The organism is Okeanomitos corallinicola TIOX110 (genome assembly GCF_038050375.1).
GTDB lineage: Bacteria > Cyanobacteriota > Cyanobacteriia > Cyanobacteriales > Nostocaceae > Okeanomitos > Okeanomitos corallinicola.
Genome location: NZ_CP150886.1, coordinates 3041603 through 3056836, shown reverse-complemented (window position 1 = coordinate 3056836; position 15234 = coordinate 3041603). Strand labels below are relative to the sequence as shown.

Genomic DNA, 15234 nt, shown 5'->3' with positions numbered 1-15234 from the left:
AGGATTCAGGAGAAAGAATATCCCTATTCTCTATTCCCTCTTAACTGTCATCTGTTCCCTGTTCCCTATGATTTAAACTAGATATTTGAAGTGTTTTTTTGTAAACCGTCAGCAATGTTGATAAATTACATTCACAAAGCAATGCACAAAGCAACCTATGAGTTGCTGGAAGATGGGACTTTTTACGCAGAAATTCCCGAATGTCTTGGTGTATGGGCAAATAGTACAACTTTAGAGGATTGTAGACAAGAGTTACAAAATTCTCTGGAAGGTTGGATAATTTTGGGGTTACGTCTAGGTCATACTTTGCCGATTCTAGATGATATTGATATTAATATTCATCAGGAGGCGGCTTAATGCCGCCTTGGGGTCCAGTTAAGCGACGTGATCTGATTAATTATCTCAAAATGCTCGGTTTTGATGGACCATTTTCTGGTGGTAAACATCAATATATGGTTAAAGGTGAATTGAAACTCACAATTCCCAATCCTCATCAGGCTGATATCAGTCCTAGTTTATTGGGTCGAATTTTACGTCCAGCTAATATTAGCAGAGAAGAATGGGAATCTTTGTGAAAAGCTTATGATTTAAACTAGATATTTGAAGTGTTTTTTTGTAAAACGTAGTTTATTGATTTATGGAGACAAGACTTGCGGCTGTTTATGGAATGGCTTCAGCACCAACTGTAACACCTGATCGGGTAAATCAAGTTACTCGTAAAACTTATCCTAATTATAAGGTGATAGTTCTCAATGATGATTTCAATAGTTTTCAGCACGTTGCTGAATGTTTGGTAAAGTATATTCCGGGAATGTCAAGCGATCGCGCGTGGGAACTAACTAACCAAGTACATTATGAAGGACAAGCCATAGTTTGGGTAGGTCCCCAAGAACCAGCGGAATTGTATCATCAACAGCTGCGTCGTGCTGGGTTAACAATGGCACCTCTGGAAGCAGCTTAATGCTCATGAGTAAACCCACAGATGGCAGACTTGTTTGGAATCATTCTACCCATATTCCTGGACTTATTCCCATTTTAGAACGTCTGTGTCAACAGAATGGTATTATGACTGTGACACCGGCGGTAATTGGTAGAGTCAAAGGTCATGCACCACAAATGAAATTGCGTGTGTCTGTACCCATTCGTGGGGGTTATAAAGTTATTGCACGCCAGGGTAAAACAGTGCAAGAGGTTTTTGTTCTCACTCATTTATCACAGGATCAATTGGAGAATGCGATCGCTGTGGCCATGAAAATTGCATGACTATCATAAATAATCAAGAGAGGAACTGTTTTAGCTCCTCTTTTGATATTTCGCTATTCTTCAACTTCATGCACTGCAAATTTATATAAAGGCAAACTGAGAATACAAGAAAATGTTAAAAAATATGACAATGCCGTAGTAATTTTTAAAGTCATGATTAAACCTTCCCAATTTGGTAAAACCATTTTTTCAATCCCAAAAGCAATACAATAAACCAACCAATAAGTAAAGCTCATTCTCAACAGAATTTCTTCTGTTACTTGTGCTTCCTCTTTTTGTTTTTTCTGATCCCACAGTAACAGTAAACCAACAATACAAGCTACAGAAGAAACAGCAACCACAAACTCATGACAAAAGATATTTACTAAACACATTTGCCTTTATTCCTATTTGATAATGTCTATATCAAAATTAGTCTAAAGGTATATTCCTTCTGGTTGCAAAAAATAGTTACAAACTGAAATATTGTAAATGATTGCAACAAAAGCCTAATTAATTGTAAAGTTACTTAACAACTAATGTTTCATGATTCGATGTGTAACAGAAACTTGGAAAAACACGCCAATCAATAATTCTCCTCTGTATTTTAGATATCCTGTGATTTATTGATAAATCTAATAGAAGCTAATAGAAGTGACATAAAAATGATATGATTTAACAATATTTTGATAATTAGTAACTAAATAAAAATAAATTTCTGTATAAAATTAGTAATAATCCCATAAAACCGACTTAAATAAGAGGAATTTATGACAGAAAAAACAACAAGACGTAATTTCTTAATTACCAGTGTAGCCGTTGCTGGTGGTGTGATGGGGGCAAATTCATTACAAAAAAATAATAAAAGTAAAAGCTCACAGATAAAAATACCCACATCCATGCCAGAAAGAGTGCTAGGAAGTACAGGAATAAAAGTTCCTTTGTTAGGTTTAGGAGGTGCAGGAACATACACACCACTGGATAAATATAATCGAGAAAAAGAAGCGATAGCAATTATTGAAAGAGCGCTAGAACTAGGAATTAAATATTTTGATACTGCCGCAAGTTATGGTACAAATGAAGATTATTTAGGACAAGTTTTACCACCCTATCGTCAACAGATATTTTTAGCTACCAAGACTTACAACAGAGACAGAGATGGGATGTGGAGAGAATTAGAAAATTCACTCAAACGTTTGAATACAGATTATTTAGACTTGTGGCAATTACACAGTATTTCCTCATCGGCACACATTGAAACTATTTTTAGTAAAAATGGCGGTATAAAAGCCATAGAAGAAGCAAAAGAACAGAAAATTATTAGATTTGCTGGTATTACTGGCCATCATGAACCAAGTTTTATTATTGAAGCCATGCGGCGCTATGCTTTCAATACAACTTTAATTCCTATCAATGCAGCCGAAATACACCATCCCAGGTCTTTTTTACCTGTGGTTTTACCATTAGCTCAACAAAAAAATATAGGCGTAATTGCCATGAAAGTTCCAGCTTATGGAAAGTTATTTCAAGCTGGTGGTTTGACAGGAATACAACAAGCAATGAGTTATAGTTTATCTCAACCTGGCGTGAGTTGTTGTATCATTCCCGCCGATAATGTGCAGCAATTAGAAGAAAATGTGAAAGTAGCTAGGGATTTTAAACAGTTAAATGATATACAACTAGCAGAAATTGAAAAACTCACTGCTAATATTTGGCAGAATAGTACATTCTATCGTTCTTGGGGTTAAATCACTTATTTTCTGGCTTTTTATTTTCCACAAATTTCTTTTCTAATTCTTCTACTAATTCCAATTCATCTTTATTATTTTTTACCCATTCTTCCCTGTCTACACAAATTTTAGCCAGGTTGAATTTAACATTATCTGGAGTTAATAAAACACCAGAACCTGTGGGAACTTTATGTTCTTGATAGCCGAGAATACGATTTAAACTTAAATCACCAATTCGTTTAGTGTAATCAGAAATATCAGCTCCGTTATTATTCAGATATTTGGCCAAGCTCAACCTAGTAGTTAAGCCGCTATAAATCGTCATATTATATACATTAGCATTCTTGTTCACAAGCACCAATACTGACCCAGGAACTAGAACCATCTTGCCAATGTTCCTTTTTCCAAATTGGTGCATTATGTTTTAAGGTATCAATTGCATACTGACAAGCTGCAAAAGCCTCTCCACGATGGGGACACCCCACAGCCACTAAAACACTTATTTCTCCCACCTTTAACCGTCCAATACGATGGTGTATCACCAGCCGATTAACATCTGTCCATTGACGGCGAACATCAGCTGCAATTTGATAGAATATCTGTAAAGCCATTGGTTGGTAAGCTTGGTATTCCAAAGCTACCACGGGTTGACCATCAGTTTGATTTCTGACTGTCCCACTCATTACTACTACTGCACCATTACCGGGGTGATCAGCTTTGGTATAAATTTCTTCGATAGACAACGGAGCTAAGGTAATAGCAAAACTATCTTCAGTTTGAGGCTTGCTAGGAGAAATAAAAGGAGTTTTCATAAACATAAATGAGGTTATAACTTAACAGTTAGCACACTTAATCAAATCCTTAATATAGTCTCAAATATCCAAAACGTCACTAAGAGATACACATAAAGTAAACTAAAAAATCTTTACTTGAGTTTCTAGATATTGATCATTAGCTATTTCTACTATTTAAAAACCAAGTCCGTACAATAGAAGCTGTGTCAGTCAATAGTGTTGCATTTATTAAACAGTCAGTAAAAGTAAAATTAATTACTAATGACGAAAGAACAATCAGAACAAATAGAGCAAGCACAAGCATGGGGAGAAGAAATTCATCCAGTTTTAGAAGCAGCTTGTATGAGCATCTGGATTATGGATATTGAAAGTAATAAAATCACAAAGTCTATTAATTTAGAACCTGTTTTTGGCTTGGTTCAAAATAATATCAACAACACATATCAAGCTATTTTAAATTCTATTCATACAGAAGATAGAAAAGTTTTTATCCAAGCTTATCAACAAGCCATTCAAACTCAAGGTGTATTTGAAATAGAGTTAAGAATTATTTTAACTGATGGTAGTATTCGCTGGTTAGTTAGTCAAGGTGCAGTCACACAAAACCGCTCAGGAATAGCTACACAAATATGCGGCATATTTATAGATGTTACTCAACGTAAACAGCTAGAACACCAAACAATAGAAGCAGCACTTCAAAAAAGTGAACAACGTTTTCAAATATTAGCTTTAGCACACAGTCTGTTTTTAGAACAAGAAACCAAACAACAAAAAAAACTCAGTCTCGACAACAAAGAACTACAACAATTTGCCTTTATAGTTTCCCATGATTTAAAAGAACCACTACGTAAAATTAAAACCTTTGCAGAAAGGTTACAAGTAACTTGTAGAGAATTTTTAAGTGAACAAGGACTAGATTATCTACAAAGGATACAGAATGCTACACAGAGAATGGAAATGTTAATTGAAGGATTATTAACACTGTCACAGATAACAACTAGAGGAAAGCAATTTTTAGCAGTAAATTTAACCCAAATCGTTCAAGAAGTATTATCTGATCTAGAAATTAGTATCCAGCAAGCCGACGTAAAAGTTGAGGTTCAGGAATTAACTATTATTCAGGCAGATCCTTTACAGATGCGCCAATTAATACAGAATCTCATCCTTAATTCTATCAAATTTCGTCGTCATAACCAACCACCACTTATCAAAATATACGGTCATTTTTTAAACAAACACATTCATGATAATTCCTGGGAATATACACATTATCAAATCATTGTTGAAGATAATGGTATTGGTTTTTCAGAACAATATCTTGACCGTATTTTCCATATTTTTCAAAGGTTGCATAGTTCCAGCGAATACGAAGGTACAGGCATTGGTTTAGCCATTTGTCAAAAAATTGTGGAACGACATAATGGACATATTACAGCAAGAAGTAAACCAGATCAAGGTGCAAAATTTATAATTACATTGCCAATTATTTCTCACATTTAATTTTTCTTCCTAAAGAGGGATTACGAAGATAGGAAAAAATAGAGTTAATTGTAAAAATGTCAATAACATTTTGTAGATACTGAATAATACTGCATGATTTAATACTTGATTAGAACTGAAAACTATAATAAAGGAGAAATGTAAGCGTGCAAAATCGGCAACCAACCATTACCATATTAATGGCTGATGATGATGAAGATGATAGTTTATTGGTACATGATGCCTTGGTAGAAAGCCGATTACCCATCACCCTAGAAATAGTTAGAGATGGTGAAGAATTAATGGATTATTTATCCCATCGTGGTTTATACAATAGTATTAATAAATCACCCCATTTAGGCTTAATTTTATTAGACTTAAATATACCTAGAAAGCATGGTTTAGATGTACTTAAAGAAATTAAAAATCATCCTCATCTTCGACGAATTCCGGTAATCATATTTACCAACTCTAACACAGCAGAAGATATATATAATACCTACAATTTAGGAGCAAATTCATTTATTACCAAGCCAGCAAATTTTACTTCCCTAGTAAAAATAATGGAAACAATAGGAAAATACTGGCTAGAAATTGTAGAACTGCCCCTATAAGCAGTAAAAGGAAATCATGAATAACAGACCTATTAAAGTTTTGTTAATTGATGATGATGAAGATGATTACATTTTAACTCGTGATTGGTTTGGGGAATTTCAGATAACTAGCTGTGAATTAGAATGGGTTCAAACTTATCAATTAGCAAGAGAAATCATTACTCAACACCGACATGATCTTTATTTAGTAGACTATCGTTTAGGTGTAAACAACGGTTTAGAACTATTACGAGAAGCTGTACAAACAGGTTGTACTTGTCCATTTATTTTACTCACAGGACAGGGTGATATAGAAATAGATATAGAAGCAATGAAAACAGGAGCAGTAGATTATCTAGATAAAAGTCAATTAACCCCTGCTTTATTAGAACGCTCACTCAGGTATGCAATTGAAAGAAAACAAACAGAACAGAAGATCCGTCAACAAGCTGCATTACTTGATGTAGCTACTGATGCTATTTTTGTCAGTAGTTTAGATGGAAATATTTTATTTTGGAACAAAGCCGCAGAATCTATTTATAGATGGAATAAAGCAGAAATAATTAACAAAAAACTCCAGGATCTGTTTTTAGAAAAACAACTATCTCAAATCTCAGAAGTTGTACAAACCTTACTTGAAAATACTTCCTGGCAAGGTGAAATGAATCAAATTACTAAATGTGGTCAAGAAATTATTGTAGAAAGTCGTTGGACTTTAGTACCTGCATTTGGTGAAAATCCCCAATCTATTTTAGTAGTTAACACTGATATTACCCAGAAAAAACAATTAGAACAACAATTTTTACGCGCCCAAAGATTAGAAAGTATAGGTACTTTAGCTAGTGGTATTGCCCACGATTTAAATAATGTTTTAGCACCAATTTTAATGACCGCTCAAATTTTAGAAACTCAAATTAAAGATGAACGTTCTCGAAGACTCATACCTATATTAATTTCTAATGCTAAACGAGGAGCCAACTTAGTTAAACAAGTATTATCTTTCGCTAGGGGAATAGATGGCGATCGCACTCTTTTACAATTAAGACACATATTAATTGAAATTCAGCAGATTATTAAAGAAACATTCCCACAAAATATTGAGGTTATTACTCAAATTTCTCCCAACCTGTGGACAATTTCTGGTGATGCTACCCAAATACATCAAGTATTAATGAACTTATGTGTAAATGCCCGTGATGCCATGTCCGATGGAGGCACATTAACCATCACTGCCGAAAATCTTTTAGTAGATGATAGCTATGCTCAAATGCACATTGACGCTGAAGCCAAACCCTATGTAATTCTGACAATCACAGATACAGGAACTGGCATTAAACAAAATATCATAGATCGTATATTTGAACCATTTTTTACTACTAAAAACTTAGGAAAAGGTACAGGTTTAGGACTATCAACAGTATTAGGAATTGTGAAAAGTCATGGTGGTTTTATTAATGTTTATAGTGAAGAAAATCAAGGTAGTCAATTTAAAGTATATTTACCAGCAAAAGACACAACAGAAATTATTGAAAAAGCAGAAAAATCTGTACATTATGGTAACGGAGAAATGATATTAGTTGTTGATGACGAGTCTAGCATTTGTGACATTACCAAAACATCTCTAGAAAGTTATAATTATCAAGTTATTACTGCTCACGATGGCATGGAAGCGATCGCCATATATGTAGAAAATATGGATAAAATAGCCTTAGTATTAACTGATATTTTCATGCCATCAATGGATGGACTCACCAGCATTCGTACCCTGAGAAAAATTAATCCTAACATCAAAATCATCGCTGTCAGTGGACTAGCACCTAGCGATAAAGTTAGTGCAGCTTATAACATGGGAGTTAAAGCCTTTCTCTGCAAACCTTACACAACAACTCAGTTATTAGAAACAGTTAGCAAAGTAATTATTGATCATGATCAAGCAGTTTAACCCAAGTATTTGAATTCATTGGTGCATGATAAAAAACGAAACTATGCGAAAAAAGATCAACTAAGCTCAAACCGATACAAATTGATCCACAACCTGCTGAAGGCTTGTGGTGAAGCCACTGCTGTCTCTACTCTTTGGATGGTCATACTTAGTGCAGTTAGAGTTCTTCTCCTCCAACTCCTGATATTTGTAAAAACCTATACCTACGATCCTCTTTTCCCTGCCTTCTGCCTCCTGTCAAAGTTATAGTTATAAAACAACATTGGTAATAGTTGGATTTTTGTAGCTATTAGAGTGGGAAAATCAAATAATGCCAAAAAGTAGAGTTAGAGAGGAAAACCTTATAATATGCATCTGAGTGAAATTACCCATCCTAACCAGTTGCACGGTTTGTCTATTCGGCAATTACAGCAAATAGCCAAACAAATTAGAGAAAAACACTTACAAACCGTAGCCGCAACTGGTGGACATTTGGGACCTGGTTTGGGAGTTGTCGAATTAACCCTGGGACTTTACCAGACATTAGATTTAGATCGGGATAAGGTAATTTGGGATGTAGGACACCAAGCTTATCCCCATAAACTGATTACAGGACGTTACCACGACTTCCATACCCTCAGACAAAAAGACGGAGTAGCGGGTTATCTCAAACGCTGCGAAAATAAATTTGATCACTTTGGTGCAGGACACGCTTCTACAAGTATTTCTGCTGCATTAGGAATGGCTTTAGCACGAGACTTAAAAGGGGAAGAATTTAAAGCTGTAGCAGTCATTGGTGATGGCGCTTTAACTGGAGGTATGGCCTTAGAAGCTATTAACCACGCTGGCCACTTACCCAAAACTAACCTGTTGGTAGTTCTCAACGACAATGAGATGTCCATTTCTCCCAACGTTGGCGCTATTCCTCGTTATCTCAACAAAATGCGTCTTAGTCCCCCAGTCCAATTTCTCACCGACAACATTGAGGAACAATTGAAAAATATTCCCTTTGTTGGTGATGAACTAGAACGCATTACCGAGGGAATGAAGCGGTTAGCTGTTTCTAAAGTTGGTGCAGTATTTGAGGAACTAGGTTTTACTTACATGGGCCCAGTGGATGGCCACAATTTAGAAGAATTAATCGCCACCTTCAAACAGGCACACCAAATTACTGGCCCAGTCCTGGTTCACGTAGCCACCACTAAGGGTAAAGGCTATGAAATGGCGGAAAAAGACCAAGTAGGCTATCACGCCCAAAACCCCTTTAATGTAGCTACTGGTAAGGCTATTCCTTCCAATAAACCTAAACCCCCTGCTTACGCCAAGGTCTTTTCCCATACTTTGGTGAAATTAGCAGAACAAAACCCGAAAATTGTCGGTATTACTGCGGCTATGGCCACAGGTACAGGTTTAGATAAACTCCAAGCCAAATTACCTGACCAATATATTGACGTAGGTATTGCAGAACAACACGCTGTTACTGTCGCCGCTGGTTTAGCTTGTGAAGGAATGCGTCCCGTCGCGGCTATTTATTCTACCTTCTTACAACGTGCCTACGACCAAATTATTCATGATGTCTGCATTCAAAACCTACCTGTATTTTTCTGTTTAGACCGGGCAGGTATTGTCGGGGCTGATGGTCCAACTCACCAAGGAATGTATGATATAGCTTATCTGCGTTGTATTCCCAATATCGTAGTTATGGCACCCAAGGACGAAGCAGAAATGCAGCGAATGACAGTCACAGGTATTGAATATACCGATGGACCTATTGCCATGCGTTTCCCCCGTGGTAGTGGACATGGTGTACCTTTGATGGAAGAAGGTTGGGAAACATTGGAAATTGGGAAAGGAGAAATTCTCCGTCAAGGGGATGATGTGTTAATTCTGGGTTACGGTACGATGGTTTACCCCGGAATGCAAGCAGCGGAAATTCTCAGTGAACATGGTATTGAAGCTACTGTGATTAATGCCCGGTTTGTGAAACCTTTGGATACTGATTTAATTTTACCTTTGGCTGAGAAAATTGGCCGGGTTGTCACCTTAGAAGAAGGTTGTTTAATGGGTGGTTTTGGTTCTGCGGTAGCTGAAGCCTTACTTGATGCTGATGTGGTTGTTCCTGTGAAGCGGTTTGGTGTTCCTGATGTATTAGTTGATCATGCCACACCGGATCAGTCTAAGGCTACTTTAGGTTTAACCAGTCAGCAAATTGCGGAGAATATTTTGCACGCTTTCTTTAAGAAACAAGTTGCTGCTGTTTAGTAGTTTGTGTTTTCTCGTTCCCATACTTTGGTATGGGAATGAATTATTGAAGGCTCTGCCTTCATGTATTTTAGCGTCAGAGACTCTAATATTGCATCCTCAGTCTGAGACTGGGAACGAGAAAATGAGAAATTAGGATTTTAGGATTTACAGATATTGGCGATCGCACAACATCAAACATACTTTAAACATAGTTTATTTTTAGACTTGACAAGCCGCTAATAATTTTGTACGCTTATGTTATGAGTGGGAATCTATGGGCGCAATATATATAGTGTTTTTAGCTGTCTGGGTTGAGATTTTGGGAACGCGGATTGTCTGATAGCGAAGCGTGGCGTTAGCCATATCAGGATATCCAGGATTTGAGGATTTACAGGATGGTTTTTGAAGATTGATCTAAATTTTCAGAAATTGTATTTTTTCAGAATCAGGATGTCCAGGATTATAAGCTGTTGTGCATTTAATTTGTATAAGTTTAACAGGCAAGATGCCTGTTCCACAAGAGTTAAGAATATTAGGATTATACAATTTAGCTGCGTAACAGCTTAGGATGTAGAGGATGAGATTGTTAAATCTCTCTAAAACCTCTTACCTTCGTTGCTTCGTTTCTACTCTGCGGGAACACCTTCGGTGAACGTGGTTCATTCTTCTTTGACTTGTGCGTAACTAACCATCGTTAAATAACATCCGGTAAATCCTAAAATCCTGGACATCCTGATTCAGACAAAAAGTGGTTAAATTAGAATAGTATCCTCCTTACAGGATTGAGAAATAATGACAATAGTAATTAATCAATCCCTCAGTTTACAAGAGTTTCTTAAACTTCCAGAAACCAAACCTGTCAGGGAATATATAAACGGTGAAATTATCACTAAGCCAATGCCGAAAGGAAAACATAGCCGCTTACAATTAAGACTATGCAATACTATTAATGATATCACAGAAAACGAAAAAATTGCTTATGCTTTTCCTGAATTGCGTTGTAGTTTTGGTGTGCGTTCAGTAGTTCCTGATATCGCGGTTTTCCAATGGTCAAATATTCCTTTTACTACTGATGGAGAAGTTCCCAATGATTTTTTAATCCCTCCAGACTGGACAATTGAAATTCTCTCTCCAGAACAAAGTCCTATTCGCGTGATAGATAATATTTTATATTGTTTAAATCATGGTTGTTTGTTAGGTTGGTTAATAGACCCAGAAGATCGTTCTATTTTGATTTTTCGTCCCCAACAACAACCGGAGTTATTCAGAGATGATCAGCAGTTACAGGTATTAGAAGGGATAAATTTACAGTTAACTGTTGATCAAATATTTGCTTGGTTGAAAATGAATCATTAGATTTTGATTATTTGTAAGTTGGGTTAAACAATCACGCAACCCAACAAATTACAAATTACAAATTACAAATTACAAATTACAAATTAACTTTCTCCCCCCACGACTACGTTCTGAATACGTAAACTCGGACCACCACAACCAACGGGTAAACCATTCTGTCCTCCTTTTCCACATCCCCCGGACTCATCCCAGTAAAAATCATCACCTATGGCTTCTATATCTGCAAGGGTTTGGAAGACGTTACCGGAGAGGGTGACATCTTTGACAGGTTCAGCGATTTTACCATTTCTGATCATCCAGGCTTCCCCCGCGCTAAAGGTGAACATTTCCCCGTTTGTCATTCCCCCTAACCAGTTACGAGCATAAACCCCTTCTTTGATGTCGGTAAATAGGTCTGCAACTGGTGTTTTCCCCCTTTCTATCCAGGTGTTTGTCATGCGGACGATGGGGGAATAATGGTAATCTAAACAACGAGCGTTACCAGTGGGTGCTTCTCCTAGTTTACCCGCAGTTTCACGGGAATGCAAGCGTCCAACTAATACACCATCTTTGATTAATTGCGTAGTTGTTGCGGGTGTACCTTCATCATCGTAAAAATAACTACCACGATGACCTTGAGGTGCAGCACCATCAAAAATCTGTAGTTCTTCTGAACCAAAACGTCTACCCAGGGTCATAACCTCTAATAAATCAGGGTTTTCGTAGGCCATATCTGCTTCAGAAAGATGACCAAAGGCTTCATGAACAAATAAACCTGTCAGTATGGGGTCAATAACGACGGTATAAGTATTACCTTTGACGGAAGGTAATGATAGGGCTGTAACTGCTCTTTCTGCGGCACTTTTAACTTGAGTATCTAAACTTACCAAATCTTCATAGGCTTTACGTGAACCTACTGTTTCTCTTCCTGTTTGTACTGTGTCACCGTTCCTTGCTGTGGCTGCAAATCGCATTTCCATGTCTACCCAAGATTGCTCGATTAATGTTCCTTCTGAAGTAGCAATAAGTACCCTTTGGTTACTGTCGCCATAGCGTACTGAGGTAGTAGTAATGCGGGAGTCTACATTTTTTAGTAACTCAGTATAGCGATCGCATAATTCTTTTTTTTGCTTTAGGGAAACTGTGCGTGGATCTGTTCCTTTCAATGGTAATCTACACACAGCTTGGATAGGATCAACAGGTGCGAGAATGGTTTGTTCATCTCCCACTATTCGCGCTGCGGCCATCGCCTCTTCTATTCGTTCTTCGATAGTCGCTAACTGGTTGAAACTACTTAAACCCCAGCCACCTTTATAACAAGCACGAACATGGCCACCAATAGAAATGCCTTCGCTGAGGGTTTCTACTTTGTCACCACGCAGTAATATATCCGTTCCTTCCGCTTCTTCTAAACGAATCATGAGATAATCAACGCGGGAGGAATAGCGGGATATCAGATCAGAGAGTAAATTTTGTACGTCAGCAAGTAGGTTAGGCATTCTGGCAGGGGAAACGCATTTAATTTATTTTGCAACTATTTGGGATAATTTTACCAGTTGAGTAAATAAACTACATTTTTGGATCTCACGCCAAGCCGCAAAGCCGCAAAGAAAGATACTAAGATCATCACAAGAGTAATTTTAATAATATGAATTTAATGAAAGATTTGTTGAAGTTTAAAAAACAGGATTTTTATATTTTTAGTATTTTTAATATTTTTATCCCTTTGGGTTTTATAATCATTACTTTGATATTTATGCCTATTGAGAAAGTATTTGAATTTGATCCAGATGAAGGAATTGCTCTTACACAAGCTAATTTATATAGTAAGGGAATAATTAATAGCCACTTACAATCTTGGTCAGATCAACCTCCTCTTTTTCCAATTCTCATATCTAAATATCTAGATTTTTTTAGTATTCATATCAGTAATGCTAGAATATTAACTTTGTTATTTGCTACGTTATTAATTTGGTCTTTTGGTCAGATTCTCAGGTTATCTGTAGGAAAGTCCACAGCTATTATCACCATATTTTTACTAATTATTTCGATTAACTTTTTAAGACTAAGTGTCTCAGTAATGAAAGCTATTCCTTGTCTTAGTTTGGGAATGCTATCTATTTATTTTTCTATTTTATATACTCTGAACTTACAAAGACATTGGTTAATTTTGTCAGGAATTATACTTGCTTTATCTTTACAGATAAAAATGATTATGATATTTTTGATGCCGATAATTATTATTTATTTATTGATAAGTTCCTATGAAATATCACTACCAGGACTAAAAAATATCTCCACCCCTAACATTGTTAATCTTTTAAAATCACCTATTTCTATCTGGTTATTTTCTTTAAGTACAGTATTTATCACTATTGGATTGATCACTCAATCTTTAAATTTAGAAAAAATCTTGTTGTTTCACCTTTCACCAAACCTCAAAGATAATTTTTCAACTCATAACAGTTTCCAAGATGTAATTTATATCTATTTACAAAATTTTGATGCTTTACTCTTGAGTTTATTAGGATGCAAATACCAAAATGCAACTGAAAAAGATATTAATAATACTTTCCAAAAACACATTTATAAAATTCCTGTATCATGGTTAATAATTATCACTATTATTTTTCTCAAGCATAAACCTATTTGGTATCACTATATAATTCTGATTTCTGTACCTTTAATCTGGTTGAGTGCTTATGGAATTAAGGAGGTTTTGGAACAATTGAAACTGGTTAAAATTCAACAATATCAATTTTCTAAGTTCGCTCTTTTTACCATCTGTTTTACTTTATTGGTAATTCCTGTGAAACTGGGGGTAATTCAATGGGAAAACCACAGTTTTATACAAAAATCTTCAGTTAGGTTTGCAAATTTAGAAAGAATTTTAAGCTATAAAAATCAAAGTCAATGGTTATTTACTGATATCGGAATGTATGGTTTTTACAGTCAACTTAATATTCCTCCAGAAATAACAGTTATTTCCCGGAAAAGATTAGGTTCTGGAACTTTGAAATCAGATTTTTTGATCAAGGTTTTGGAAAAATATCAACCAGAACAAATTTTGATTAATAGATTTCCCCATCTTGCTGATTTAATCAAACCTTATGTGGAAAAATATTACCAAGAAATTTATACAGATAAATCTACAAAGCACTATCTAAAAAATGATATTCAAAAAATACCTTGAATATTGATTAACTAATCGAAAACATATTTCTCTGCAACTTTCCAATAGCGGGAAAATCTTTTTAAATCAATAAAACCATCATAGTCAAAAAATGGCTCTACCTCAAAAACTTCTAACTTCAATGATTTCTCAATTTGATCACAAATCTGATCAAATTTAGGACTAGGACTGTCTGTGGTTACTACCAAGTTAGCATCATTTTCTTTGGCAAATTTAATAATTTCTTCCCCTACATTTCCCCGACGAATTTCTACAGGTAATTCTAGTAAACATTCATAAATAAAAGTAATCCGTTTTAAACTTAATTGCCATTCTTCTATTAAAGCATCATCCCAAACCCAAATGGCTGGTGTGTGAGGATATTCCTGTAAGGCTGGGTTTTGGGGACTTAGACAATCTCCGTTAATCCAAATAATTGATTTACTCATCTTGGTAATTTTTCAGTTCACTATATATTACAGCAGATTTGAGATCAATCAAATCCAAACATAGATTAATCTCACCATGGCAATTCTCAAAAAAAGTTTTTCTGTCAATAAGAGGTGGTCTATTCTCATTATTATTGAGAATAATGTCAATAATTTAACGAGTTTTGGTCATTTCAGCCAGGGGGGTTGACAGTGTTCTGAGTTTTTGCTATCTTAACACTATATCTAGAAATCTGTGCGCGCATATATAGTAAGTTTTCAGATTTCCTAATCCT

General features: G+C 35.7%; 16 protein-coding genes. 11 read left to right on the top strand and 5 right to left on the bottom strand.

The window, feature by feature from the left end; translation table 11 throughout:
* The first annotated feature begins 114 nt into the window (after positions 1–114).
* From WJM97_RS13275 to WJM97_RS13260, 4 genes are all read left to right on the top strand, one after another.
* A complete protein-coding gene (locus WJM97_RS13275; RefSeq protein ID WP_353929277.1) occupies positions 115–357 on the top strand; it encodes a type II toxin-antitoxin system HicB family antitoxin in 243 nt (80 codons plus the stop codon).
* Complete coding sequence (locus WJM97_RS13270; protein ID WP_353929276.1) at positions 357–575, top strand: type II toxin-antitoxin system HicA family toxin; 219 nt, start codon at positions 357–359, stop codon at positions 573–575. Before WJM97_RS13275 ends, WJM97_RS13270 begins: the two co-directional genes overlap by 1 nt.
* A gap of 62 nt (positions 576–637) precedes the next feature.
* Positions 638–961 carry an ATP-dependent Clp protease adapter ClpS gene (gene clpS, locus WJM97_RS13265; protein WP_353929275.1) on the top strand — a complete coding sequence of 108 codons (324 nt, stop codon included), beginning with the start codon at positions 638–640 and terminating at the stop codon, positions 959–961.
* A gap of 5 nt (positions 962–966) precedes the next feature.
* Entirely contained in the window at positions 967–1263 is a 297-nt protein-coding gene (locus WJM97_RS13260; protein ID WP_353929274.1) for a DUF2103 domain-containing protein, read from the top strand.
* Positions 1264–1316: 53 nt separating this feature from the next.
* Here the strand turns inward: WJM97_RS13260 and WJM97_RS13255 are convergent, their stop codons facing one another.
* Positions 1317–1637, bottom strand: coding sequence for a hypothetical protein (locus WJM97_RS13255; RefSeq protein WP_353929273.1), 321 nt, complete (start codon positions 1635–1637; stop codon positions 1317–1319).
* A 375-nt stretch (positions 1638–2012) separates the two neighbouring features.
* On the opposite strand from WJM97_RS13255, the gene WJM97_RS13250 reads away from it, so the two are divergent.
* Positions 2013–2990, top strand: coding sequence for an aldo/keto reductase (locus WJM97_RS13250; RefSeq protein WP_353929272.1), 978 nt, complete (start codon positions 2013–2015; stop codon positions 2988–2990).
* Between the two features lies 1 nt (position 2991).
* Here WJM97_RS13250 and WJM97_RS13245 read toward each other — a convergent pair whose 3' ends face one another.
* Both WJM97_RS13245 and WJM97_RS13240 read right to left on the bottom strand, forming a co-directional pair.
* On the bottom strand, positions 2992–3297 hold the full coding sequence (locus tag WJM97_RS13245; RefSeq protein WP_353929271.1) for a hypothetical protein: 306 nt from the start codon (positions 3295–3297) through the stop codon (positions 2992–2994).
* 10 nt (positions 3298–3307) lie between these two features.
* On the bottom strand, positions 3308–3784 hold the full coding sequence (locus WJM97_RS13240) for a molybdenum cofactor biosynthesis protein MoaE (protein ID WP_353929270.1): 477 nt from the start codon (positions 3782–3784) through the stop codon (positions 3308–3310).
* A 243-nt stretch (positions 3785–4027) separates the two neighbouring features.
* Here WJM97_RS13240 and WJM97_RS13235 point away from each other — a divergent pair, with 243 nt between their 5' ends.
* From WJM97_RS13235 to WJM97_RS13215, 5 genes are all read left to right on the top strand, one after another.
* Positions 4028–5266, top strand: coding sequence for an ATP-binding protein (locus WJM97_RS13235; RefSeq protein ID WP_353929269.1), 1239 nt, complete (start codon positions 4028–4030; stop codon positions 5264–5266).
* 146 nt (positions 5267–5412) lie between these two features.
* The gene (locus WJM97_RS13230) at positions 5413–5859 is read left to right on the top strand and encodes a response regulator (RefSeq protein ID WP_353929268.1); all 447 of its coding nucleotides are present in this window, start codon (positions 5413–5415) and stop codon (positions 5857–5859) included.
* A gap of 16 nt (positions 5860–5875) precedes the next feature.
* Positions 5876–7780 carry a response regulator gene (locus WJM97_RS13225; protein ID WP_353929267.1) on the top strand — a complete coding sequence of 635 codons (1905 nt, stop codon included), beginning with the start codon at positions 5876–5878 and terminating at the stop codon, positions 7778–7780.
* A gap of 348 nt (positions 7781–8128) precedes the next feature.
* A complete protein-coding gene (gene dxs, locus WJM97_RS13220; RefSeq protein ID WP_353929266.1) occupies positions 8129–10021 on the top strand; it encodes a 1-deoxy-D-xylulose-5-phosphate synthase in 1893 nt (630 codons plus the stop codon).
* Between the two features lie 774 nt (positions 10022–10795).
* On the top strand, positions 10796–11359 hold the full coding sequence (locus WJM97_RS13215) for a Uma2 family endonuclease (protein WP_353929265.1): 564 nt from the start codon (positions 10796–10798) through the stop codon (positions 11357–11359).
* An 83-nt stretch (positions 11360–11442) separates the two neighbouring features.
* Here WJM97_RS13215 and WJM97_RS13210 read toward each other — a convergent pair whose 3' ends face one another.
* A complete protein-coding gene (locus tag WJM97_RS13210) occupies positions 11443–12837 on the bottom strand; it encodes a TldD/PmbA family protein (protein ID WP_353929264.1) in 1395 nt (464 codons plus the stop codon).
* Positions 12838–13094: 257 nt separating this feature from the next.
* Here WJM97_RS13210 and WJM97_RS13205 point away from each other — a divergent pair, with 257 nt between their 5' ends.
* Complete coding sequence (locus tag WJM97_RS13205; protein WP_353929263.1) at positions 13095–14531, top strand: glycosyltransferase family 39 protein; 1437 nt, start codon at positions 13095–13097, stop codon at positions 14529–14531.
* A gap of 11 nt (positions 14532–14542) precedes the next feature.
* Here the strand turns inward: WJM97_RS13205 and WJM97_RS13200 are convergent, their stop codons facing one another.
* Positions 14543–14959, bottom strand: a complete 417-nt coding sequence (locus WJM97_RS13200) for a hypothetical protein (protein ID WP_353929262.1) — start codon at positions 14957–14959, stop codon at positions 14543–14545.
* Positions 14960–15234: the final 275 nt, after the last annotated feature.